The organism is Microcoleus sp. PH2017_28_MFU_U_A (genome assembly GCF_020738035.1).
Lineage (GTDB): Bacteria > Cyanobacteriota > Cyanobacteriia > Cyanobacteriales > Microcoleaceae > Microcoleus.
Window position 1 is genome coordinate 38613 of sequence record NZ_JAEQCX010000058.1, and the last position, 23937, is coordinate 62549.

Genomic DNA, 23937 nt, shown 5'->3' on the forward strand with positions numbered 1-23937 from the left:
TACGGGATTTTGCTTGAAATGCTTACAAGCGTAAAGAGTATTTCTGAATTTTGCCTGGTTACTTATGAAAGAGCGCTGAAGCGCAACTACGTACCTTAAGAGCGCTGAAGCGCAACTACGTACCTTAAGAGCGCTGAAGCGCAACTACGTACCAAAGAGCGCTGAAGCGCAACTACGTACCTTAAGAGCGCTGAAGCGCAACTACGTACCTGTAGCTTTACTTCTTCTTATTTAACGCCTGCTTGCCAAACCCAAGACAAAGCAATCGATCGCCCTCAGCGACATTTGGGTCATTCTGTAAATAATCCCCCAACCACTCGCAACTCCGAGCAATAATATTATTTAGCTCCAAATTCTCCACAGGTAACAGAATTACAGTCCGATCCCTGCTAGCAAAACCCAGAGTTTTGCTGTCAGAACTAAAAGTAACGCTCAACACCCGATCGCTCGATTCCAAAGTCTTCGATAGCAGCGCCTTCTTGCCGTCAAAATTCCACAGCTTAACAGTATTTCCCGCACTCGCTGCCGCAATCAATTTGCCGTCTGCGCTGAAACTCACGCTTTCCACAGTATCGCTGTGGTTGAGTTTTTCAGTTAAATTAGCTGTCTTACCATCAAAAGCCCACAAGTAAACTTTTTTGTCAGCACAACCAGCAGCAATAGTCTTACCATCTGGACTGAAACTGACATTTCTTACACTGTCTGCGTGATCGAGAGATTTCAGCATCTTCGCCGATGTACCGTTAAATTGCCAGAGGTAAACTCTCTTTTCTCCAGCCATTTCAGCATCATTTTGTGTTTCACTTGCTTTATTCTCAGCAGCGGTAGCAGTAGCAATTGTTTTGCCGTCAGGGCTGAAACTAACGCTAATTACTGGATTGCTGTGATCGAGTTTTGCAAGCATTGTTGCTTTAGTACCGTTCCAGCGCCAGAGATACAATTTGCGATCGGCACTGGCGGCGGCAATTATCTTGCCATCTGGACTAAAACTCACGCTTCTCACAAGGCCACTATGACGCAGGGTATCTAACAGTTTCCCGTTTAAACTCCAGACTTTCACGGTTTTGTCATCGCTGGCAGAAGCCACAGTTTTATTGTCTGGCGAAAAGCTCGTCCAGGTAACAGAATCCTTGTGGTCTGTTAAGGTTTTGATTAAACTCCCATCAGGGCGCCAAAGTCTTACCGTATTATCGCCACTAGCAGATGCAATTGTTTTGCCGTCCCCACTAAAACTGACTTTATAAACCCAATCTCCATGCCCGGATAAAATCTTATTCAACGGAGTGCTGTTTGGTTGCCAAAGTTTCACCATCTTGTCCTTGCTGGCGGAAGCAATCGTGCCGTCGCTGCTGAAAGTTACGGCCCTCACGTCGTCTTGATGTCCTCGAAAAGTGTTGAGCAAATTGCCGCTGCGACTCCAAATTTTTACGGTATCGTCGGCGCTGCCTGTAACTATTTTTTCGCCGTCGCGACTGAAACTCGCGCTGACAACTCCGTCGTTGTGTCCTTTGAGAGTTTTGATTTCCTCACCCTTTCGATTCCAAATTTTGGCTGTGGTGTCGGCACTGGCTGAGACGATTTGTTGGCTGTCGGGACTGAACTTCACGCTGTAAACAATGTCAGAATGTTTGGTTAATGTTTTGGGATTAATTTGAAATTTCTGGGTTTTACCTTTGCGATTCCAAAGTTTGATAGTTTTGTCAACACTTGCGGTCGCAATTGTTTTGCCGTCGGGGCTGAAACTGACGCCGAGCACCCAGTCTTTGTGTTTGGTTAAGGTTTGCAGCAATTTTTTTGTTTCCAGGTTCCAGATTTTGACGGTGTTGTCGTGACTCCCGGAAGCTAGGGTTTTGCCGTCGGGGCTGAAACTGACGCTGGTAACAATTTTGGTGTGGCCGGATAAAGTTACGATCGCACTTTTGTCGTTATCCACTTGCCAAATTTTAATTGTGCGATCGGCGCCACCAGTTGCGATCGTTTTCCCATCCGGGCTAAAACTAACACTCGTCACGCTATCGCCGTGCTTGAAAGTCTTTAATAACTTACCTTCTTTGCTCCACAATTTAACCGTTTTGTCAGCACTTGCCGAAGCAACTGAATTGCCATCTGGACTCACACTCACATCCAAAACAAACTTGCTGTGCTGCTCAAAACGGTTGCGTTCTTGCACCCCCGAAACTGCTTGTCTGAGCCTCTCAGCAATCTTATTTTTAGTATCCACAGGCAGCGCCGTACTTTTCAGAGAATCGCGACCGATTTTGATACTATTTTCCAACACTCCTAATTGATTTTTTTCATTAGAAAGCACCAAAGCCTCCGATGCGGAATTTAGGGCATCAGTCCGACTTGTTTCTGCTTCTTGCCGCGCGCTTTCTGCTAATTTTGCTTGCTCGAATCCTATCCAAGAAACACCTCCGAGTACCAGCACTCCTAGAATCGCCGCCCGCAATTGCCATCTCCGAGTTTGATAAAGTTGAGCTTCCGCTTGGTGCTGTTTGTCTCTAGCTAAGCGCTGGTTGTCTCTAGCTTCCGACAGCAAAGCATCTCGCTCTCTGTCTTTACGAATTTGTTCAATTTCATCTCGGTTAATTTGGTTTTGCTTGCGTAGTTCCTCAAATTCTGCTTTTTTATCTAATTCCTGCTGCTGGCGGATGAAGCTAACTAGATAGTCGTGAACGAGCTGATAAAGCTCTGCCGGCAGTTCAGTCCACCGAAAAACTAAACCGGATTTGACTAACAGTTCTAAGACTAAATCTAATTTATCAGTGGCTGCAAATATCGCTAGATCGGAGGCTAATTCGGCGCGGGTTTTCAGGGGGCGAATCTCATCTTCATCTGTGAGAAAATACAATATTCGGCGAGCAGCCCCTTCATTTTCTGGCCCGCAATCTTTGATGACTTCTTCGAGAAATCTTTCGACTAATTTTTGTTGGGGACTGTTGCCCAGTTCTTGATATTGAGTTAAAGTTCTAATGTCCTCTTGTTGGAGTTGAGCGCCCACAAGTTGCAGTTCGATCGGGCGGACTTCTCCCAATTCTCCAGCTAAATCTTTGACTAATTCTTCGATCAGCTCCGGTTCTAAGTAAAACTGCGATCGTTCAGTTAAAGTGCGAATTACCGCTCGCGCATCGCCCTGGGAAAAATTACCCAAATAAAACAGAATATCTTTGCTGAGAACGTCCGCCAAAATATCATTGTTGATAAATTTTGTTGGGTTTTTGGGTCGGGAAAATTCCAGCAAATAGTGCAGGTAATCTTCCCGCAAAGACAGGACGACTTTTAAATACTTGATTGTCAAGCATTCCCGCAAAAAATCAAAGAATATCTGTCTTTCCGCAGGCTCTTTCCACACGAAAAAGAATTCTTCAAATTGGTCAAATATCAGAACAGTTACTAGATGTTCTGAGTTTGTTTGCAACTCTTTGATGATTTTCTCATATTCGATCGCCTGTTTTTCGACAATTACTTCTACAGGCTGTGACTGCTCAATCCGATCCTGATTTACTCCAACCGAGCCGCCGTTAAATTCCTGCCGCAGATTGCCGTTGGCTGCGCCTGCTGCGCTCAAATCTCCCGAAGCCGATCCCGGTACTGCATCGAAAATTTCGCGATCGAATATTTCAGCTTTCCCGGCAGATAACTGTCTGGTCAATTCCCGCGGCCAGTTGTTGTAAACTTGCAGCACTACAGGCAAAACAGTCCGCATTTCGATCTTTTTTTGCTTGAGAGCCGGCACTAATCCCCCGGTGACAATTGAACTTTTGCCAACTCCAGACTGACCGTAAATTACTGTCAGTTTGTCCGGGGTATTGTTCATCCTATATATCAAGCGATTGAGGTCTGCTTCTCTACCGGAAGCGGTAATTTCGTCAGCAATAGTAGGAGCGGCGGCAACTGTTTCGGCGGGATTAATCGCTTCTCTGTGTGGCTGCAATTTTCCGGCTCCAATAAAAGCTCGGAAGCGATACGTATGTTCTACCGCTCGATAATCTTGCTTAAGCTGAAATGCTTTGAGATATTCTCCCCGCTGAAAATAGAATCCTCGCAGCATTTCTAAAACCCGCAAATACAGTTGCGGGTTGTAGCAAGGTTCGGTTTGCGATCGAGCTAGCTCTAAATGTGCGATCGCCTCCTCAATCTCGCCCAACTCGCTCTGAGCCTCTGCTAAAATTAACAGATATAAGCCTAGATGCTGCGATGTTAGAGGCGTTGCGTGTCCCGTCGCTTCAAATTTTGAGTTGAGAGCTTGTAGGGCGACTAAAGCCCATTCTTTCGCCCCTTGCCAATTCTTTTGCTCTAAGGCTACTCTAGCCAAAAAGCCGTAATCTTGAGCCAAATTAACTGTTGAGTTTTCCATATTTTCATGTAACCTCCGAGCTTTGATAGCTAAATTCCAGAGTGCATCCCAATCTTCTAAATGCTGCAATACTTCGCCGAGTTGATTGATGAATATACCGACGGCATCCGGCTGTCCCGCACGTTCTATAACATCAATACATTGCTGAAAATAATTTTTAGCTTCCGTCCAGTAAGGACGGTTGCCACTGCGGTGTTTTTCTGCTTGAAAACGGTAGCAAAGACCGATGTGAAATACTAGAATTCCCTCTAATACTGGTGCAGGGTGAACGGTAAATAATAAATCGCTAAATTCTGTTTTTGGGCCGATAAATGCTACTTGATACTTCCAAAAACTGAGACTTTTTTGATACAATTCAAGAGCTGCATGGATGCGATGACCAGCATATTCGTCTCGGGCGCGAATAAATTGCAAGCTTGCTTCAATAGCTGGTTCTAACCTGATGTTGCAAGTTTGCAAGTCTTGTCTCGCCGACTCTAATTCAGCTAAAGAATTGGCTCCGAGAATGGCAGAGTTACTTAAACGCCATTTGCCGCTTTCTAAAATCTTAGCAAAAATGCGATCGCAACTTTTGCCCAAAAAATCCACCAACTCGTCTGGGCCCAGCACAAATTCAACACTTGTCGTCCAAGTCTCGATATCTGTGACTAACCGAATCAGTTTTTTTAAGATTTTGTCTGTCACCCACAGCACCACTGGGAAGGGAAAATTATTGCGAAATTCTTCCCTGACGTAGTTGGTAGATGTCAGTACGCGATCGATCGCACTTACCGATTCCAATCCAAACACCATTAAAGCTTGAGGCTGGCTGCCTTCAAGTTCGGTTTCTATCGTCGTGTACAGAGTTTTAACAGATTTCGGGAGGACAATTTCTCGAATCTCGACACCAGACTGCTGCCGCAATTGCCGTACAGTTTGTTCTCGCATCGCACTGTAATTGCACCGCACCAAAATCAGCGAAAATTGCCCCTGAGACATTGAAAGAGTCCGGGAGAGAGTTTGCAGCGCACTTTTATTTTGCTCTGCTGCGGTGTCTTGGTGGCAGTGCGAATTAACCATAATATTTGAAAATCCTGATAGATATAGATGCTTTCAGTTGACAGTTGATAGTTGACAGTTGACAGTTGACAGTTGACAGTTGACTGTTGATACCAATTTAATGTGAAGTTGCATATATCTCGATCCCCCTAAATCCCCCTTAAGAAGGGGGACTTTGAGGATATTTCTTGTCCCCCCCCCCTTATTAAGGGGGGTTAGGGGGGATCGGATTCGGGAGTAGCCTCTAACATCACAATTATTCAGAGTTCTATTCTCTCTCTGTGTCCTCTGTGTTCTCTGCGGTTAAATCATTCCTATGCAACGGTCAACGATATAATAAATATAGCCTTTCTCAAAAAGATGAGGTATGCCTGACAGCTTATATAACCAATTAAACTCTTAGGGCTAAAGCCCAACAACGTACCTTGTTTTTAGCTGCCCGTACCTCAGCTCTGAAACTGTCCGATTATATTAGCCGATCGCCCTTAAAACATACCCGAAGAAATACATACTCTGTTATTATCATAATCTCAGGAAAATCAACCGGATTTTACTGATTTTTTTTACCCTCGGTGGCTCACATTCTCCCGAGCAAAAAAGTCGTGAAGCGTAGCTATCCCGTAGGGAATCGCCAAAAATCCCACAAATCTGATGCAGTTATTCGCAAACGGCTGAAATCTTGCATTCCCTGCTTTGCTGGCCCCTCGCCGCACTGAGATAAACTACGGGCGGCGGTTCCTCAATGACAACTTGCACATTTTCGATCGCATTTTCGATCAGAATTTTATCAATCTCCATATCTAAATTAGTAGCTGAAAAATCAGGTCGATCCCAATCTTCGCTTTCTTCAATGAGGATTGTTGTGGTTGGTGCCGCCATCTCTAAATCAAGCTCATCACCTAAATTAGAAACTTGCTTGTTTGGCTCGATTTTCTGACCGGTATCAGTAGCTAAAACTTGAGTGTTATTGGCAATTAGTACGATCGGCAGTGCTACCATTGCACTTATCGTTTGTCGCGCCGTGCTTTTCCTCATAATCTCCTCCTAGTATCAACTAAATTTTGGTGCTGCTATAAATTTAAACATCGGCCGCTACTTGACTGCGCTGCTATTATTTAATCGTCGCTTATTTTCGAGAAAATATACCCGATATGTGACACTTCGGGGCAAGTTTGCCTGACGGAGGGTATCCGGCTAACTCTTCCCGTTTCTATTGATTACTTGAAAACTCTTAAACAATCAGGTTTTCCTGTAAGTAATTTTGGAAAGGAGGGTAAATAGGTACGTAGTTGGGCTTTAGCCCTCTTGGGACATATAGCCTTTCTCTAAAAGGTTCGCGGAGCAATTTTGTGAGAAAAAGCTTGACATCGTAAGGGTTGCAGCATACATCGGCATACCTCATCTTTCGCTCGAAAGGCTATATATCTAAAGAGGGCTGAAGCCCAACTACGTACCTTGATTGATTGGACAGAATTCTCGTTACCAGGAAGAGTCTGGTAATGCAGAGTGGCGAGGAAGAGCCACCAGCAAAATCGAGACGGTTGCTACTTTGTCAAACCGTGTTCGAGAGCGTAGCGAACCAACTCAGTACGGCTGTTAGTACCAGTTTTGCTAAACAAACGGCTGACGTACTTTTCCACATTCCGCACGCTAGTTTCCAAGCGGCGGGCAATTTCCTTATTCATCAAACCTTGAGCAACCAAATCCAAAACACTTTGCTCTCGCGGAGTCAAATCAATTTTAACCGACGAACTACTTTGGACGATCGCACTCCGCCCGCTTAGCAAAGACTCAATTCTCGCCATTTGGCTGGCCAAAGCAGCAATATCAGGACTTTCAGCATTGCCGCCCGTCTCCTTAGCCGCCGCGCGGCGGGCGAGCAAATTCGTGACAATTGCCACTAACTCGTCGGGATCGAAGGGTTTAGAAAGATAAGCATCGCAGCCTGCTTGATAGCCTTGAATGCGATCGCCAGTCATCCCCTTAGCCGTCAAAAACACCACCGGCAAAGCCTTATAGCGAGGATCTTCCCGCACTTGCTTGAGAAACTGATAGCCGTCCACCTGCGGCATCATAATATCTGAAATCACCAAATCCGGATTCATCTGCTGCAAGAGTTCCCAGCCATCCCGAGCATTACTGGCAACCTCAACCGAAAAATCGCTATCTTCCAAATAAGCTTGTACTGCTTCCCGCAAGCCCGGTTCATCATCTACCAATAATAGTCTTGCTGACATATCCCTTACCCTTACGTTTTACCACTATTATCTTTTAATTTAGCCGAATTCAACTATTTTTTCACTCCATCTATAGAAGCAACTCCAAAAATTGCGATTAAACTCAAAAGTTTTGAGTTGGGTTTCGATCCAACAGACAAGATTACAAAAATAGTTAGGACTGGCTTTCCGGCCCATCCCACAACAATCATTTTTTCTGGGGCGATTCTCCAGATCGTCGTCCCACAAAAATGATTGTTGTGGGACGATGCTCAGATCGTCGCCCGAAAAATTGATCAAAAAGACTTTTACCAGAAAGAATTGGTTGAAAGCCCGATCGGGAGAAATTAAAATCAGACTATTGATTATTCCAATCCTCGGACTTAAAGGTAGAGGTCGTTCTTCAACTGTCAACTGTCAACTGTTGAAAATCTTGTCTATTCTTAAAGCCTTCCCAATTAAACTTTTGAACGATCGGTCAAAATTTCATAACCGGTATCCGTCACCAACACAGTATGCTCGAACTGAGCAGACATAGCATTGTCAACCGTTACAGCAGTCCACTTGTCAGCAAGCGTCCGAGTGTACTTAGAACCTGCATTCAAAATCGGTTCGATCGCCAATGTCATACCCGATCGCAATTTCACGTTAGGCATTTCGCGGGTGCGGAAATTGAAAACCGACGGTTCCTCGTGCAAATTGCGCCCGACACCGTGGCCTGTAAACTCCTCAACAATGCTAAAACCGTTGCTTTTGACATGATCTTCGATCGCACCAGCGAGATCGAGCAAATAAGCACCAGCCTTGACTTGTTCGATACCTTTATAGAGAGCTTCTTCTGCAACTCTAATTAATTTTGCCGATTCCGGTGTCACTTCCACAACTGCGATCGTGATGCAAGAATCGCCGTGAAAACCTTGATAATATGCTCCCGTATCTACTTTGAGAACATCTCCGGATCGAATTACTTTTTTAGGGCTGGGGATGCCGTGAACAACTTCGTTATTAATGCTAGAACAAATTGAACCAGTAAAACCGTGATAACCTTTAAAACTTGGAGTTGCACCCATTTCACGGATGCGTCTTTCGGCATAAACATCCAAATCAGCAGTAGTCATTCCCGGTTTTACAAGTTGAGAAATTTCTTTCAGAACCGTGGCGACAATTTTCGCTGCTTGCCGCATTATTTCGATTTCGCGTTCAGACTTAATTTCAATGCCTCGACGCTGTTTTGTGACTTGGGGTTCTTTAGTTGGGCCAGAAAGCAGACTGCTAAAAATATTCATGTATTGAATGTCAGGTAATTTTGTGATTTGAGGGCGGGTATAGCAGTGGACAGTTGACAGTGGACAGTTGACAGTTGCACAGTCAGGAAATCAAACCGTTGATGCTATGGGTTAGGAGGCTCTATTCATGAGGTTATTTATGTCCTCATCGCTGGGGCGATTGCTATAAAAGCAAAAAACGGCAAATATTGGGTTTTTTGGGGAAAAACGGGTTTGTTGTTCCGAGCTGTCGATCGCTTGTCCTTTAGCTAGCTTAATATTTTTCTTGGTAATCTGCACGGGAGAGGGAGAGGGGGAGAGGGGGAGAGGGGGAGAGGGGGGACAGGGGGGACAGGGGGAGAATGGGAACAATCCTCTTTTTTCCTTCTTCCCTCTTCCTTCTGACTAATGACAACTGACTAATGACTTCTTATTTATTTCCAGTTTTGCCACGAACTATTGAAGATAGAAGTACCCGGAAATGCGATCGGATTCTTATTTTGCTGCAACCGCAACTGCAACGCCTCCAAATTTGGCTCGCGGGAGGGCAATTCGTCCACCAATTCATAGGGTAAAATCCCCTTTTCTAGGGAAAAAGCAGCGGTAACTCCCGCAGCAGCCCCAGCAGACCATTCAAAGGAATGCACTCGATAAGCAGCCGCTGCCGTGTGGCTGACAGCAATACTTTTACCCGCCACTAACATATTGTCAATCTTCTGAGGAATCATTGCCCGCAGGGGAATTTGGAACGGATAAGCCGATCCTTGACCTTTGCGAGTGCCTTCGCGTTCGGTGTTTCCCGGTGCTTCTGGCGGGCTGTTGGTCATGCAGGGGTGAAAGTCGATCGCATAATGACCGATACCTACACTATCAGGATAAATCGTGGCGCGCGATCGCGATTTTGTCTCCTCAACAGACTGAATTCCCACAGCCAAAGCCGGCGCATTCAAGCCTCCCAAAGCCAGCCACAAATTGCGATACTCTTGTTCCGACAAATTCTGGCGGTAAAAATCCGTCTTAAAATCATTGCGAGACATATCAACTTCCCACACCGTAAAACCTTGAGGTTGAGTAAAAGTCGGCCGCCCAATAATCCGCCGCCCCTCCCGCATATAAGGATACTTAGAAAGTCCGTGAACCGTCCCCATGGGCGAATCCAAGCCGCTCAAAAAGCGATTGTTAGGATAAGGCTTTTTCACTCCATTACCTAATTGCGAGTCAGTGGTTCCTGCTACCAGCCAGTAGAAATATCCTTTCGCATTCTCTTCACCGCGGCGCAAAGTTTCCGCGCGCAAACCGCCCATCCAGCCGCCCGGTTGCAGTTGACCGTTTGCTGCCAATTGCGATCGAGAATAAATTAAATTATCCTCGGCAGAACCGGGACGGTAATCATTCCCCCACGTCCAGTTTTGCATGGAAATATCCCCAGGATAAATCGGGAATTGCTTCGGGTCGGCAGGGCGCGGCTCATCCGGTCTCATGCTCCTAATTTGGCGGTAGCTAAAAACTAGCGGAAAACTAGCTAATCTCGCTAATTCATAACTGTAGTAAGGAGCGTATTGTTGATAGAAAGACGGCTGTTGGTGCTGCTGCGGTTCCTTCGTTGCCTCCATGGCAAAAGTGTAGGTAAAACCTTGGGTGCAGTAAGTGTCGCCGTTGGGGCTGGCGGAGGAAGGTTCCAGAGGAGAACGCGGGTCAATTCCCAGGCGGTAGGGAACATCGGCAAGTCCGATTAATTCGCCTGTTTCAGTCGCATCTACCACGAACCAATCTGCACCTCTCGGTTGGGATTTTGACTGGTTTGGTGGTTTGGAAGTAAACCGAATAATAGTTTTGTTAAATCGCGCCGAGTTTTCGTAGCGATAGGCATCTTCGATGGTTTGAGACAGAGTTTCGGTGTTGATTGGCCCGGTATTGGGGGCTGGTTTGTGTTGAATGCCGATCGCACTTTTAATCTGTTGGCCCCCAACCGCATTCCCCGCCGAGGCCGGAGTAACTGCTAGTTCTTTAATCACCGTATTGGGAAACCATTTCAGCTTCCCTTTGCCTTTTTCTGCGGCATCTTGCAAAATGTCAGATAGAATTTTGTGGCCGTTGTAGGGCATAAAACAGGAATAGCTAACCCAACAGCCGCCGGGATTTAGTCTCCCGTAATGTTCCTTGATGCGCTGCCGCAGTTCTAGGTAGCCGCGCGGGTAAAATAAGAGCGATCGCTGAGTGTCTCTTTCATCTAGTGCGGAGGTTCCCTGGGAGGAAATTTGACCGCCCAGCCAGTCAGTAATTTCGGTGATGCAAACGGTGCGCCCCGCCAGCAAACCTTCGTAGGCGGTAGCAGCACCTGCTAGCCCGCCACCGGCTACGAGAATGTCGCAAGTTTCCTCTTTGTCGGGATTGCGAGGAAGCGCAGCCAAGGCTGGGGTAATAGCCGAGAGGGAGGTAATCAGGCTGAGGGTGAAGGTGACGAGCGATCGACCTTTGAGCGAAGAAAATAGATACCGTCGCAGTTTAATCGGAGATTGTGGAATCAATTTAGACATAAGTGAACAACACTCATCGCATCCAAATGTTTATTTTGCAGTATACTGGTATTTCGCCGTGTTGTCAGGGCAAACTTTTTTATACAAGAGGCATAAATACCATCAACAACTATATAAAAGCAGGATAAACCTTATGCTTAAAATCGTCAAATTTTTTAGATCTTTGATTCCTTTTGAGAGTTTAACAATTACGACAAGTTTAACTTTTTCGGAAGTTTTGCACAGGTTGGACGAAGTTGTCACTCCTCCCAAACTTTTTAGAGTAACTCTACCCTTCGGCCCGCCACCTGCAAAACCTTACGAAGGAACAATTTCTGGCAATACCTTCAAAATCAGTCGCATCATCACGGGCCGCAATTCATTTTTGCCAATTATCGAAGGAGATATCCATTCTCAACCGTTTGGTTGTTCCATCAAAATTAGGCTGACTTTACATAAAATAGTCCTAGCATTTATGATTCTTTGGCTGTGGACAACGGGCAGTATTGGAATGTTTGCTTTATTTGCTTGGTTAGTAGAACCCTCTGTGGGCCCAATATTTTTACCGATATTAGGAATGTTTATTTTTGCATGGCTTTTGTGTTTGATTCCTTTTAAAATAGAAGCAAAATCAGCTATAAAATTTATGTCAATTCTCTTAACATAAAGTAACTTGTTGCGGGATTTTGTGAGCTATAAGGCAATACCGTTTACTGATATAGCGCCCTGGGGGTAAAATCCGATGAGAAATAGATACGGAGATTGCTTCGTTCCTCTCTTCGGACTATCTTAAGTAAACCGTATTGAGCTATAAGGCGTGCATCTGGTTGTTGAAGCCTGAAGAAGCATGACCGCATATAAGTTATTAGTTATAATTTTATATTTACTGCGGTCATGCTTCGCCCCTACGGATATATTTGCTAAAACCAGATGCACCCGTTATAAGATTTAAAATAATCCGCGTCAATCGCCGTTCATCTGCGGTTAAAAATTCCAAACTTATGCGTCAAAACGAACTCAAACAAAAAATCAAACAAGGCGAAACAGTCCTCGGCTTATTTATGAACTGCGCCTATCCCGCATTCATGGAAATCTGCGGTCATGCTGGATTTGATTTCGCCGTCATCGACATGGAACACGGCCCCCTGCACCCGCTAGCGGCTGAAGATTTGTGCCGCGCCGCCGACTGCGTCGGAATTGCACCCATCGTCCGCGTCCGCAAAAACGACGGCCCACAAATTCAACGAGCTCTCGACATCGGCAGCGCAGGGGTTCAAATACCTCAAATTGAAAGCAAAATCGATGCCGAAATCGCTGTCAAAAGCGCTAAATACAGTCCTCTGGGCGCGCGCGGCCTTTCTTTCGCTACGCGGGCCGGACGTTATACTGCTGCGGGCGTTGATATCACGGACAAACTCAATGAAGAATCCTTGGTGGTGATTCACATCGAAGGTAAAGGTGGCATCGAGAACCTGGCAGAAATTGTGACAGTCCCTCATATTGATGTGATTTTTTTGGGGCCTTACGATCTGTCACAGTCGATCGGCATTCCGGGCCAAGTTCGCGATCGGCGAGTCATCGACATGATGCAGGAAGCAGTGCAAACCATCCGCAAAGCAGGTAAAGCAGCAGGTACTTTTGCCGACAACCCGGAAATCGCCAAGCAGTGGATTGATGCTGGCGTTCAGTACGTTGCAGTTGGGGTCGATGTTGCCGTCTTCCTGCGGGCTTGTCAGTCGCTAGTCAAAGCAGTGCGGAATTAAGTTGCTAAGTAAATCCACTTAATTAAATGTGAAATAGCGATCGCTAAAAAGCTTGCTGTGTATGTCTTTTTACCTCTTCCCTCTTCCTTCTTCCCTCTTCCCTCTTCCCTCTTCCTTCTTCCTTCTTTACGATATCTTTGCAAATTTTGTAGTATTTTTTACGACTCATTCAAAAAACCTGAGCTAGAGTAGAAGTATAAACCTTCTTAAGGCAAAACTTAGGAGGGGAGCAAGGCTTAAAGGAGAATAATCCATGAAAACCATATTAGAATCCATTCATTTGGACTATGCTTTCATGTTTACTTTTAAGAAGGTAAACTCGATTAAGCTAGAAGGTTTCAAGCCATTTTTTAACGATATGCCTGTAGATCCTTATATTAAAGGCAAGTATCGTTCGAGAAGATTGTCGCGGTTTGTCGTGAACGGGAATGAGTTAGTTAAGTTACCTCACGGCTATTTGTTTCAAAGCAAAGAGTACAATCCGGTGGTGGGCGACATCCGGCGGGAATTTGCTGAATTGGACGATCGGCTAATTGCGCTCGATAACTTCAAACAACTGATTTTTGCTTTCTTCGATTCATGCAAAATTCACCCGGAAGCTGAAATCGGAGTGCATCAAATCAGGACGAGTTGTTCGCCGAAAAATTTCGGCAACCCCGCACCGGAAGGCATTCACCAAGACGGTACTGATTTTATCGCGATTTTCTCGGTCGATCGCACTAATATTGTGGGCGGGGAAACGCATTTGTATTTGGCGAAGAAAGAGAAGCCTGTTTTTAATAAAATTCTGCATCCGGGAGAATTGCTGTTAGTCAACGATCACGAGTTTTTTCACTTTACTACGCCGATTAAACCGGAAGTGGAAGGAGTCGGAACTAGGGATGTCTTTGTGATCACTTCTCCTAGTTTGCTTACTGATTGAGGATGAGGTATGTTGTTGCGCTTTAGCGCTAAAGCGCAACTATAGCGGTTCTCAGAAAGGTGAGGTACGTTGTTGGGCTTCAGCCCTCTTAGCGGGACTGGTTACATAACGTATCAGTCATACCTCACTTTTTGAAAAAGGCTATACCTTTGGAGCGCTGAAGCGCAACTACGTACCTTTGGAGCGCTGAAGCGCAACTACGTACCTTTGGAGCGCTGAAGCGCAACTACGTACCTTTAGAGCGCTGAAGCGCAACTACGTACCTTTGGAGCGCTGAAGCGCAACTACGTACCTAAGAGCGCTGAAGCGCAACTACGTACCTTTGGAGCGCTGAAGCGCAACTACGTACCTTTGGAGCGCTGAAGCGCAACTACGTACCTTTGGATAGGTTTAGGAGTTATCGAAATTTGCGTTCAGACTCTAGAATTGGAACATCATTAATGCTGGCTTCACGTCTTCGCATTAACCCATTTTCGGCAAATTCCCACTGTTCGTTTCCATAGGCGCGATACCAGTAGCCTGAATCATCGTGCCATTCATACTCGAAGCGGACAGAAATCCGATTATCTGTAAAACTCCACAGTTCTTTCTTTAAACGGTAATCTAATTCTTTTGCCCATTTTCGTGTTAAAAAAGCTTTGATTTGTTCCCGTCCGCTGAAGAATTCCGCGCGGTTTCTCCACTCAGAATCTTCTGTATAAGCTAGGGCTACTCGTTCGGGATCGCGGGTATTCCAGGCATCTTCGGCAGCTTGAACTTTGGCTTTTGCTGTTTCTAGCGTAAAGGGCGGTAGAGGTGGTTTGGTTTCCATAAGCTTTGTGGTTTGTGACTGGAAGGAAGTCCGCTAGACTTACGATTTGTGCGAAATAATTGGGATTGCCCTAGTATAGAACTCGAATTGCGATCGTTCCCAATCCCAAATCTAAAATCGTACTAAGTTCCTACTTTTAATTTCTGCATAGTTTTCTGAAATCTCCTCAGCAGAAATGCTAGAAACAGCCATTGAGCAAGAATTCCCAATCCCACAAAAGGTATTGCTGTTGGTTTGTAGAACTGCCAAAACCCATAGCCGAATAGCGTCCAAAGTGCGGCGGTTGCAGGAATGCGATCGGGGATGAGTTCCCAATATAGGAGCATTCCGGGAGCAAGGAGCAACCAAATGCTGAATCCACAGCTCGCCCATCCCATTGGATTGCGAATTTTCGTCGCACAAACTTGTTGCACGAAGGTGGCGGATATTAAGATCGTATTTGTCGTACACAGAACTAAAAGACCTGTTTCTACAAGTTTTTTAGTGCCGATACCTATCCAAAATAGCCAAGGTACTAACAGCGCACTTGCTACGATTAGATGGATAATAACAGCCACTAACAGAGGGCTTCGATCCGACCAAATTAAGCTTTGCCAGCCGGGAGAATCATAGCGTACCCACTCTAATAAAGCTTGGCGTTGAGGGCAGATAGTAAGCATTAAAACCAGCAGCAGCATAACGGTCAAAACGTACATCGAGATAGCTGCCAAGGTGGCGTTCTGCTCATCCACCACGCTTGTGGGTAGGAAAAAGCCTAGAGCGAGAACTTCTACACCAGCTAAAATGGCATAACTTTGCCGTTTGCCGATCGCAGTCGATCGAGGTTTGTTGAAATTCCGCAACAATATTCGCCACAGCAAAAACGCAGTAGTGCCTAACACCACTAAACTAAAAGTGTGAGACACCACACCTATGTTGTTAATCGGGAGCAAAAACCACGAAACAACAGGATGTGGGTATCCGAATATTTCTGAATTCGCCAACAGCGGCCGCCATGTGATGGCGGTGTTCCAGCTCATGTACAATGGGGCGATCGCGCAACAGGCGATCGCCCCAACTCCAAAGGCTGTTGCCTGTGGTGGGTTCCCTGTTCTCTGTGTTTCACTTACCAGCCCGCAGAGCATCACTACGCTGTAGCATATAGCGCATCCCAGCGGGAGCATCAGATAGACGCTGGCAATCAGGGGCAGCGAAACCCCCGCTTGCAAGCCCGCCAAGCAGTGCAGGGGAACCATCAGCCCCAGGAAAATATACAGCAGTACGGGAACGCCCAGCATTTTACCCAGCAGAATCTGCCACGCCGGACACGGACTCAGGCGAATAAAATTCAGAGTTCCCCGTTTCTGTTCCTGTCCGATGTCGTTGACTATCCAATAACTTCCGAGGGTAAATGTTACATAGGGGAGCATCCAAGTGATGATTTGCCACAAGTCCAGCCAGCAGCTTTCTGGGACGGGGCGGGAATTTGGCGAGGCAATCAGCAGTAAAATAATTTGGAAGATGACCGAAAATGAGACCGCTGCAATGACTGTGTGGGGTTTGAGTCTACCGCGAAGTTCCCGCAGCAGTTGCGGGTTCCAGTTACCTAAACGATCGATCAAAACTGAGTTTGTCATCGGGGAATAGATAGATAGGATTGTTGGCTGTTTCTGTTCGCTTTGCTGTCTGTTCCTCAGTCCCGGTAAAACCAATTCAAATTTTTTCGGTACTGGAAGCGGGCGATCGCACGCTCAGTATAACTCCGAGGCCATCAGATTCGATCTCAATCCTCAGCATCCGGATCGATGCCCATTGCTCGCAGTCGATCGGCTAACTGGGCGGCTTTTCGCTCCGCTTGTTCGGCTTTTCGCTCTGCTTGCTCGGCTTTTCGCTCTGCTTGTTCGGCTCTTTGCCGTTCTTGCTCGACTCTAGCCCGCTCAATTTCAACTTGTTCGGAGCCAATTAACAGCAAATTCCCCTGGGAATCCCACCACCGCAGCCAAAGCATTTCTTGATTTTGATAACTTCCCTGCCAAAGTCCCAATTCTACATCTAATACAGGAATGGGATAGTGACCGCGTTCGTTTGGCTCGATCCTGCGATAGACAAAATCTATCAGGTGATAGACTTCTAAATTGCCCGTTTTAATTTCATAAATGCCGTAGTAAGGAATGCGGATAATTCTTTCGTAAACCCAAAACTTACCCGGTTTAGTTGTAGTACCGTCAGCGGCTACAGCTAGCGGAGTGCGATCGCGCTCTTCATCTCCATTCCCGCTAGCAAACTCTAAAGCAATGAACGGAGCCATGTGTTCCCGCCAAAGTACATAAGAACGGCGATAACCGTCGATTGTTGGCGGTACGTTGGGCACATAAAACCAATCCGGTGCTTCTGCGCCTCGCTCTGGCGGGTCAGTTTCTCGCCAGTAAATTCCGCAATCTTGCCCGATCGCATATTGTCCGTCTGGATGCAGCCGCTCTACCACCGACGCGATCGAATCTGTCAGAATGATACTCTGCGGATGCTCCTGAAAATTCTTCACAAATGTACCGTCTTCCTCTGGCAGTTGGGTATGATCGGGGAATGCAGGAGGCAAACCTGTAGCAGTTATTGTCTCGTTCATCGTCGTTTCCCGTGCATTTATTGTCAATTGTAATCCGAAATTTTAGAGTCATCTAATTTGACAATTCAGCTAATATTAGCAACCGCCAGCTATTGTCATGGTAAAATTGCACGCTGCACACCCTACAGACAGATTATGTGCATCAAGGACTATTTTTCCTTCTTCCCTCTTCCTTCGAGCAACAGTCAACAGTCAACAGTCAACAGCCAACTCAGTTAATATCAAATAAAGCAAGCCAACCACAGCGGAAGCATCAACAGCAAACCGACAGAAGTGAGGGCGATACTGCTAGCTAACAAATCGCGATCGAGTTCATATATTTCTGCTAAAATCAGCACCGAAAGAGCCGTGGGCGTTCCCGACATCAACACCAAAACCAACCTCGGATCGCCGCTCAATCCGAAAAAACTAGCACCCAATCCGATCAGCACCGGCACAATTACCACTTTTAACAGCGACGGGATTAACGCTAGTTCAAAACTTTGCCATGTTTTAATAGCTCTCAGCCGGATACCAACCAACACCAAAGCACTAGCAATTACCCCTAAAACTGCCGTCTGCAATCCCGATTCTACAGTCTCAGGCAGGGGGACACTTCTGGTAAAAAAACCAATGATAAATGCCCACAGGGCTGGAACTGTTAGCACGTCCCGAAGCTGAATCCACCAGTGATTTTTTCCATCGGAATGCCCGAAATAGCTAGCAAGAAATACACCAAATCCGTAGCTTCCCATCACGTTGTTGGTGACGCTGTACAAGACGGCCCAGTTGTTGTTATCGCTGCTGATGATCGCGGGGGTGATTGCTAATCCGACAAAGCCGGTATTCCCTAACATCGCAGCTAGGATAAAACTGCCTTGGCTCGATCGCGTCAGGGAATTTATATTTAATAGAAATAAATTAACTACAGAATGTTTGCCGTCAAAATATGGCTTTTTGACGTGGCGGGTGCTCAGCCGCCGTAATAATACCCAAGTCAACCAAGCTAAACTCGTACTGACAAATAATACGAATATGGCGATCGCCGGTGTGAATCCGACAGCACCGGAAAAATCGCTCTGACGGGCTAAAACTGCAATTTGCAGGGGTATCCCAATCCAGAACAGAAAGCGGCTCAGCAGCTTAGGAAAATCAACTGGGATGTACCGAAATACCAGCAGTCCCAACCCAGTCCAGATCACTAGAGGCGTATAAGCGTGAAATAATGTCTCAATCATAAAAACTTAACTTGACAATTTGAAATGCCTCTATTGACTAATAGTAAGGCTAAAACCAGTTTGAAAAATGCGATTTGTCGTTAGCGGAACTTGCAGCTATGGGATCGCAGGATGCAGGCTGTTTCACCCTCCCGCCGGGGAACTGCGCCCCCGCAATTTCCCGCCCAAATTCCCGCAGCCAGGAGGACACAATTTTGAGAGTATCAGACATCAACGATTGCAGCATTGTACTTTCAGATACACTTTCACCAGATTTGTTTGAATTTTACAAAAGTGCGATCGTCTTAGAAGGCTCTGCTAACGAGTTATCTGGCATTTTCCGAAATTATATGCTGTGTTTTCCGGCAGTTGCGATCGCACCTCAATACAGCGAGACTAAATCTGCTGATAAGTCAACCAAAAACGCATATTAAGCGCCAACACGACGGAGGGTATCGATCAAAATTTTAGACGAAAGTTCAAACTCCCAAATTGCATCTGTGGAGTCAATCTAAAATCTAAAATCTAAAATCTAAAATCGACTAACTTGCCCTCATCAATTCAATTTCAAAGAATTAACAGGCACCTCATCCCAAGAAGTAACTGTTCGCAATGTAGCAACCCAGCCCTGCTGTTTTTGCTCTGCCGTCAAATTCTGCTCAAAAGATTCGTGGCATTGCTTGGCTTGAGTCTCATCGCCACAAGCAATGCAAGCATAAAGAATACCCGACGGATCGATTTGCTCGTTTACCCAAATAATCACGATCTACTCTCTCAGTCAAAATCTACTGTCACTTAAATTTTCCTATATTTTTGCCAATTATTTACTAGGATTTACCCAACCCAAAATTGACCCACGAGGTGCCCAGAAACCGGGTTTTTCGGGAAAAGACGGGTTACAGACGGCAGATTCAGCAAAAAGCCCGGTTTCTGAGAGTCGTTTTTGAGAGTCGTAGTGCGATCGCCAACTGATAAAATCACTTCGAGGCCAAACTCGCCAAAGACTCCCCCGCCACCCGGCAAATCCGCCAGTCGGGCATCACATCAGCACCGATACCCTTGTAAAATCCGATCGCCAATTCATTCCAATCAAGCACACTCCACTCCAAGCGCCCGCAGCCCCTTTCCACCGTCAACCGCGCCAAATAAACAATCAAAGACTTGCCAATTCCCCGCCCGCGAAACTCAGGGAGCACAAACAAATCCTCCAAATAAATCCCCGGCTGAGTCAAAAAAGTAGAATAATTGTAAAAAAATAGCGCCCAGCCGACAATCCGACCTTCGGATTCTGCTAGAATCGCTTCAGCAAAAGGGCGATCGGCAAACAAATGATTTTCCAAATCTACCGCATTACCTGTTACCGCATCAGATAACTTTTCGTACTCAGCTAAAGCCTTAATCAAATCAAACAGCACCGGCACATCAGCACGGGTAGCTGGACGCAAAATCACCTCATCAGACATAAATCAATCAGTAGTAAGCGACAATCAACAATTTAAAATACCACATCAAGATATTTTTAATTCTACTCGTTACCAGGCTCCTGCCTAGTAACGCAGATCTGGAGGCTCTGCCTCCTTTTTTCCCAGCCGAGGCAGAGCCTCTGAATATCTGTTCCAAGGCTCTGCCTTGGGGGAGGATCTCAGTTTTGCATTTAATAGTGCGAGCGGGGGCGATCGCGTATTATACGATACGCGAGCGGGGGCGATCGCGTATTATACGATACGCGAGCGGGGGCGATCGCGTATTATACGATACGCGAGCGGGGACGCTCGCACTATAAGAAAAAAATGCTTTTTACAAAAATAAGATGCTCCCCTGCCTTGGAACCAGTTAAACCAATTAAACCCGCCTCCGCGGGTTTTGTTTGTATAGACGCGAATTTCATTCGCCGTCCAATATTTAAGACTTTTCACAATGCAAACTCAATGTTTTGAAGCTTATTTCAACCAGCCCTTCAACCGTTCCGTCACCTGAGGGCGGCGCAGCTTTCGCATAGCCTTATTTTGAATTTGACGGACTCGTTCGCGGGACAGATTGAACAAACTACTGACTTCTTCTAAAGTGTAAGGTTCGCCAGTTATCAAACCGTAACGCATAGCAACAATCTCTTTTTCCCGCTCAGTCAAAATATTATCCAACACCTCCAAAATATCTTGGCGCATCATCATCTCATTCATCTGAGCTTCGGGAGATTGCGTTGCATTATCTTCAATAACATCCAAAAGTTCCGAACTTTCTTCCGTGCCGATGCGGTGGTTGAGAGACAAAGATTGGCGGCGCACTTGCTGGAGGTAACGAAGCTGTTCGGAAGTAACTTCCATTTCTTTAGCAAGTTCAAGTTCAGTGGGATTGCGTTGAAGAGAACGCCTCAAATCCCGATAAACTCTTTTGAGTTTATTTAACTGTTCGACAATGTGAACCGGCAACCGAATTGTCCGCCCTTGATTGGCAATTGTGCGGGTAATTCCTTGGCGAATCCACCAATAGGCATAGGTAGAAAATTTATAACCCTTCTCAGGATCGAACTTTTCGGCGGCTCGGTTCAAACCCAAAGATCCTTCCTGAATTAAATCAAGAAAAGGCACGCCCCGGTTGAGATAGCGTTTGGCAATCGAAACCACCAAGCGCAAATTAGAGCTGATCATTTTCCGTTTCGCCGACTGACACTGGTAGCGGATCTGTTGCAGTTGAGTTTCGCTCACCCCCAAAGCCGTGGCTAGTTCAGCTTTTGTGGGCACTCTGTCCAATTCCTGCTTTAAACGCTCTTCTAGTTCCTGAAGGGCTACCAATTCTTGAACGCGGCGCGCCAACTCTACCTCTTCGGTGGCAGTCAGTAGGGGATAGCGAGCCATTTCTTTGAACAAAGCTCCCACGGGATCGTCGGCAGACCAACTGTTGTATGCTGACGATCTACTTACCGTCGGACGATCGATCTCGGTGTCCTCATCCTCTGCGATTTCGAGTGAGGCTTCGGATGCCACCGCAAAACTGCCTAAGTCAGATTTTGCCATATTTGCTTGGTGTCCGTGGGATGATTTGAAAAGTATCCCTTCACTGTAACGAATTTAATCAGAAATTTCCGAAATCCATATAGAAGTTGCTGACTAATATCTGATTGCGCTAATTTTATACATTTTTATTGAGTTCGAGCCAGTAAAGGAGCAGCCTGCAATAACTCCTGAGTATAAGGGTGCTGCGGATTAGTAAAAATATCCCTAGTTTTCCCGATTTCCACAATTTTTCCCGAATTCATTACCGCAATGCGATCGCAAAAAAATCTCGCCACCCACAAATCGTGGGTAATAAACAGATAAGTCAAATTAAATTCCTGCTTCAACTCCAACATCAGCTCTAATACTTGAGTCTGTACGCTAGCATCCAGCATACTCACAGGTTCGTCGCAAATAATCAGTTGCGGCCGAGTAATCAAAGCTCTGGCGATGGAAACCCGCTGCTGTTGTCCCCCCGACAGTTCCCCCGGATAGCGGCGAAAGAAATCCTCCCCAGGAGTCAAACCCACCCGCTCTAACATTTGGATTACTTGTTTTTTAGCTTCCTCTCCATTAGCTAATTTGTGAATCAACAAAGGATCGGCAATACTTTGCCCGACAGTCATCATTGGATTCAAGCAAGCGTGAGGATCTTGAAATACCATTTGCATTTGGCGGCGGTGTTTCCTGACAGCATCGCGGCTCAAGGCAGTGATATCTATGCCTTGAAATTCCACTTTCCCACCTGTCGGGGGAATCAGTCGCAAAATTGTGCGCGATAACGTACTTTTGCCGCAGCCGGACTCCCCTACAAGCCCGAGGATTTCTCCCCGCTCCAGCTCTAAACTAACGCCGTCTACGGCTTTAATTACCTGGCGGTTCCTCGAAAATAACTGGTCTAATAAATTGCTTTCTAAACTGTAGTGCTGCTGTAAATTCGTCACAGTCAACAGAGGTGAATTTGTTAAGTTTGTAGTGAGGACTTCAGTCCTTCTTTCCTCCGATGTTAACCCTTTACCCGAATCAGCTTGAATGTGCAAAGCTGCTTTCAGGAGCGATCGAGTATATTCGTGTTGCGGCCGTTCAAAAACATCCAGCACTGGCCCCGTTTCCACGACTTTGCCGCCGTACATCACCGCAATGCGATCGCAATACTCAGCCACCATCGCCAAATCGTGAGAAATCAATAAAATCGCCGTTCCTCTTGAAGCGCAAAGTCGGGTTAACTCCTGCAAAATCTGAGCAGCGACAGTTACATCCAAACTCGTCGTCGGTTCATCCGCCACAATTAATTTAGGATCGAGCAAAAGAGCCAAAGCAATTGCCACTCTTTGGCGCATTCCACCGCTAAATTCGTGGGGAAATTGCGACCAGCGAGACGCCGGAATTTTCACAGCATCCAAAATCTCGATCGCCCGTTTCTTAGCTTCCTTGCGATTCAAATTCGGTCTGTGAGCCTGCAAAGTCTCAATGCAGTGTTCCCCAACAGTCATCAAAGGATCGAGACGAGTCATCGGATCTTGAAAAATCAATGCCACAGCTTCGCCCCGAAAGCGTCTGAGCCGCGAAGCATTCATCTCAAACACCGACTCTCCACCAAAACCAACCCGCCCCTCAACCAAAGTCGAATCCGGCAGCAACCGCATCGCCGCCCTACCCAAAGTTGACTTACCGCACCCAGACTCCCCAACTAATCCCAGTTTTTCCCCCGGTTCCAACGCCAGGGAAACCCCATCAACGGCCCAACCGGATTGGCCCCGCCGCTGAGGATAAGCTACTCGCAGATTTTCAACCGAAAATAGAGAAGAGTCATTAGTCATTAGTCCTTAGTCCTTAGTCCTTAGTTATTGGTTATTGGTTATTGGTTATTGGTTATTGGTTATTGGTTATTGGTTATTGGTTATTGGTTGTTAATTATTAGTTGTTAGTTATTAGTTGTTAGTTATTGGTTATTGGTTATTGGTCATATCATGTCCCGTCATATAATCCTAAATCGTTCGTAGTGAGGACGGCGAGTCATCAATCGGGGTGACGGGATAAATTTCATCCTTACTACAAACAATTTTATTAATGACAATCGACCAGACATGATAGCAGTTAATTATTAGTTGTCAGTTAGTTGTCAGTTGTTAGTCAGTATTTGATAACTAATGACCACAGCCAACTGCCAACTGCCAACTGCCAACTGCCAACTGCCAACTGCCAACTGCCAACTGCCAACTGCCAACTGCCAACTGCCAACTGCCAACTGCCAACTG

At 46.0% G+C, this 23937-nt stretch carries 18 protein-coding genes; 4 read left to right on the forward strand and 14 right to left on the reverse strand.

The window, feature by feature from the left end; all coding sequences use genetic code 11:
- Positions 1 to 217 precede the first annotated feature (217 nt).
- From JGK14_RS14675 to JGK14_RS14695, 5 genes are all read right to left on the reverse strand, one after another.
- Positions 218 to 5416, reverse strand: coding sequence for an nSTAND1 domain-containing NTPase (locus tag JGK14_RS14675; RefSeq protein ID WP_325315214.1), 5199 nt, complete (start codon positions 5414 to 5416; stop codon positions 218 to 220).
- Positions 5417 to 6052: 636 nt separating this feature from the next.
- A complete protein-coding gene (locus tag JGK14_RS14680; RefSeq protein WP_293175861.1) occupies positions 6053 to 6430 on the reverse strand; it encodes a hypothetical protein in 378 nt (125 codons plus the stop codon).
- A gap of 509 nt (positions 6431 to 6939) precedes the next feature.
- Positions 6940 to 7632 carry a response regulator transcription factor gene (locus JGK14_RS14685; protein WP_293155027.1) on the reverse strand — a complete coding sequence of 231 codons (693 nt, stop codon included), beginning with the start codon at positions 7630 to 7632 and terminating at the stop codon, positions 6940 to 6942.
- A 437-nt stretch (positions 7633 to 8069) separates the two neighbouring features.
- The gene (gene map, locus JGK14_RS14690) at positions 8070 to 8897 is read right to left on the reverse strand and encodes a type I methionyl aminopeptidase (RefSeq protein WP_293175863.1); all 828 of its coding nucleotides are present in this window, start codon (positions 8895 to 8897) and stop codon (positions 8070 to 8072) included.
- Positions 8898 to 9310: 413 nt separating this feature from the next.
- Entirely contained in the window at positions 9311 to 11413 is a 2103-nt protein-coding gene (locus tag JGK14_RS14695; RefSeq protein ID WP_293229077.1) for an FAD-dependent oxidoreductase, read from the reverse strand.
- A gap of 133 nt (positions 11414 to 11546) precedes the next feature.
- Between JGK14_RS14695 and JGK14_RS14700 the strand changes: the two genes are divergently transcribed.
- Together JGK14_RS14700 and JGK14_RS14705 are read left to right on the forward strand one after the other, a co-directional pair.
- Positions 11547 to 12059, forward strand: a complete 513-nt coding sequence (locus JGK14_RS14700) for a hypothetical protein (RefSeq protein ID WP_293175867.1) — start codon at positions 11547 to 11549, stop codon at positions 12057 to 12059.
- A gap of 334 nt (positions 12060 to 12393) precedes the next feature.
- Entirely contained in the window at positions 12394 to 13155 is a 762-nt protein-coding gene (locus JGK14_RS14705) for an HpcH/HpaI aldolase family protein (protein WP_293175869.1), read from the forward strand.
- Here JGK14_RS14705 and JGK14_RS14710 read toward each other — a convergent pair.
- On the reverse strand, positions 13152 to 13298 hold the full coding sequence (locus tag JGK14_RS14710) for a hypothetical protein (RefSeq protein WP_293202728.1): 147 nt from the start codon (positions 13296 to 13298) through the stop codon (positions 13152 to 13154). The genes JGK14_RS14705 and JGK14_RS14710 overlap by 4 nt on opposite strands.
- A gap of 110 nt (positions 13299 to 13408) precedes the next feature.
- Between JGK14_RS14710 and JGK14_RS14715 the strand changes: the two genes are divergently transcribed.
- Entirely contained in the window at positions 13409 to 14077 is a 669-nt protein-coding gene (locus tag JGK14_RS14715; protein ID WP_293195945.1) for a 2OG-Fe dioxygenase family protein, read from the forward strand.
- Between the two features lie 397 nt (positions 14078 to 14474).
- On the opposite strand, the gene JGK14_RS14720 is transcribed toward JGK14_RS14715, so the two are convergent.
- The 4 genes from JGK14_RS14720 to JGK14_RS14735 all read right to left on the reverse strand — a co-directional run bounded on the left by JGK14_RS14720 (position 14475) and on the right by JGK14_RS14735 (position 18707).
- Complete coding sequence (locus JGK14_RS14720; RefSeq protein WP_293175875.1) at positions 14475 to 14888, reverse strand: nuclear transport factor 2 family protein; 414 nt, start codon at positions 14886 to 14888, stop codon at positions 14475 to 14477.
- A 122-nt stretch (positions 14889 to 15010) separates the two neighbouring features.
- Positions 15011 to 16504: a hypothetical protein gene (locus JGK14_RS14725; protein WP_325315215.1), complete on the reverse strand. Its 1494-nt coding sequence runs from the start codon at positions 16502 to 16504 to the stop codon at positions 15011 to 15013.
- Between the two features lie 146 nt (positions 16505 to 16650).
- A complete protein-coding gene (locus JGK14_RS14730) occupies positions 16651 to 17490 on the reverse strand; it encodes a Uma2 family endonuclease (protein WP_325315216.1) in 840 nt (279 codons plus the stop codon).
- Between the two features lie 221 nt (positions 17491 to 17711).
- Complete coding sequence (locus JGK14_RS14735; RefSeq protein ID WP_293175880.1) at positions 17712 to 18707, reverse strand: AEC family transporter; 996 nt, start codon at positions 18705 to 18707, stop codon at positions 17712 to 17714.
- A 98-nt stretch (positions 18708 to 18805) separates the two neighbouring features.
- Here JGK14_RS14735 and JGK14_RS14740 point away from each other — a divergent pair, with 98 nt between their 5' ends.
- A complete protein-coding gene (locus JGK14_RS14740) occupies positions 18806 to 19120 on the forward strand; it encodes a hypothetical protein (RefSeq protein ID WP_293175882.1) in 315 nt (104 codons plus the stop codon).
- A gap of 122 nt (positions 19121 to 19242) precedes the next feature.
- On the opposite strand, the gene JGK14_RS14745 is transcribed toward JGK14_RS14740, so the two are convergent.
- The 4 genes from JGK14_RS14745 to JGK14_RS14760 all read right to left on the reverse strand — a co-directional run bounded on the left by JGK14_RS14745 (position 19243) and on the right by JGK14_RS14760 (position 23499).
- Positions 19243 to 19449 carry a glycogen debranching protein gene (locus JGK14_RS14745; RefSeq protein ID WP_293175884.1) on the reverse strand — a complete coding sequence of 69 codons (207 nt, stop codon included), beginning with the start codon at positions 19447 to 19449 and terminating at the stop codon, positions 19243 to 19245.
- A gap of 214 nt (positions 19450 to 19663) precedes the next feature.
- On the reverse strand, positions 19664 to 20149 hold the full coding sequence (locus tag JGK14_RS14750) for a GNAT family N-acetyltransferase (protein WP_293217454.1): 486 nt from the start codon (positions 20147 to 20149) through the stop codon (positions 19664 to 19666).
- 477 nt (positions 20150 to 20626) lie between these two features.
- A complete protein-coding gene (locus JGK14_RS14755) occupies positions 20627 to 21700 on the reverse strand; it encodes an RNA polymerase sigma factor, RpoD/SigA family (protein WP_293175888.1) in 1074 nt (357 codons plus the stop codon).
- Positions 21701 to 21825: 125 nt separating this feature from the next.
- Positions 21826 to 23499, reverse strand: a complete 1674-nt coding sequence (locus JGK14_RS14760) for a dipeptide ABC transporter ATP-binding protein (protein WP_293189617.1) — start codon at positions 23497 to 23499, stop codon at positions 21826 to 21828.
- Between the last annotated feature and the right edge of the window lie 438 nt (positions 23500 to 23937).

Bases quoted from the DNA above. Each gene is read 5' to 3' on its own strand.
- JGK14_RS14680 (WP_293175861.1), bottom strand. From the start codon at position 6,430: ATGAGGAAAAGCACGGCGCGACAAACGATAAGTGCAATGGTAGCACTG.
- map (WP_293175863.1), bottom strand. From the start codon at position 8,897: ATGAATATTTTTAGCAGTCTGCTTTCTGGCCCAACTAAAGAACCCCAA.
- JGK14_RS14725 (WP_325315215.1), bottom strand. From the start codon at position 16,504: ATGACAAACTCAGTTTTGATCGATCGTTTAGGTAACTGGAACCCGCAA.
- JGK14_RS14730 (WP_325315216.1), bottom strand. From the start codon at position 17,490: ATGAACGAGACAATAACTGCTACAGGTTTGCCTCCTGCATTCCCCGAT.
- JGK14_RS14740 (WP_293175882.1), top strand. From the start codon at position 18,806: ATGGGATCGCAGGATGCAGGCTGTTTCACCCTCCCGCCGGGGAACTGC.
- JGK14_RS14695 (WP_293229077.1), bottom strand. From the start codon at position 11,413: ATGTCTAAATTGATTCCACAATCTCCGATTAAACTGCGACGGTATCTA.
- JGK14_RS14720 (WP_293175875.1), bottom strand. From the start codon at position 14,888: ATGGAAACCAAACCACCTCTACCGCCCTTTACGCTAGAAACAGCAAAA.
- JGK14_RS14755 (WP_293175888.1), bottom strand. From the start codon at position 21,700: ATGGCAAAATCTGACTTAGGCAGTTTTGCGGTGGCATCCGAAGCCTCA.
- JGK14_RS14715 (WP_293195945.1), top strand. From the start codon at position 13,409: ATGAAAACCATATTAGAATCCATTCATTTGGACTATGCTTTCATGTTT.
- JGK14_RS14700 (WP_293175867.1), top strand. From the start codon at position 11,547: ATGCTTAAAATCGTCAAATTTTTTAGATCTTTGATTCCTTTTGAGAGT.
- JGK14_RS14685 (WP_293155027.1), bottom strand. From the start codon at position 7,632: ATGTCAGCAAGACTATTATTGGTAGATGATGAACCGGGCTTGCGGGAA.
- JGK14_RS14735 (WP_293175880.1), bottom strand. From the start codon at position 18,707: ATGATTGAGACATTATTTCACGCTTATACGCCTCTAGTGATCTGGACT.
- JGK14_RS14705 (WP_293175869.1), top strand. From the start codon at position 12,394: ATGCGTCAAAACGAACTCAAACAAAAAATCAAACAAGGCGAAACAGTC.
- JGK14_RS14760 (WP_293189617.1), bottom strand. From the start codon at position 23,499: ATGACTAATGACTCTTCTCTATTTTCGGTTGAAAATCTGCGAGTAGCT.
- JGK14_RS14750 (WP_293217454.1), bottom strand. From the start codon at position 20,149: ATGTCTGATGAGGTGATTTTGCGTCCAGCTACCCGTGCTGATGTGCCG.
- JGK14_RS14675 (WP_325315214.1), bottom strand. From the start codon at position 5,416: ATGGTTAATTCGCACTGCCACCAAGACACCGCAGCAGAGCAAAATAAA.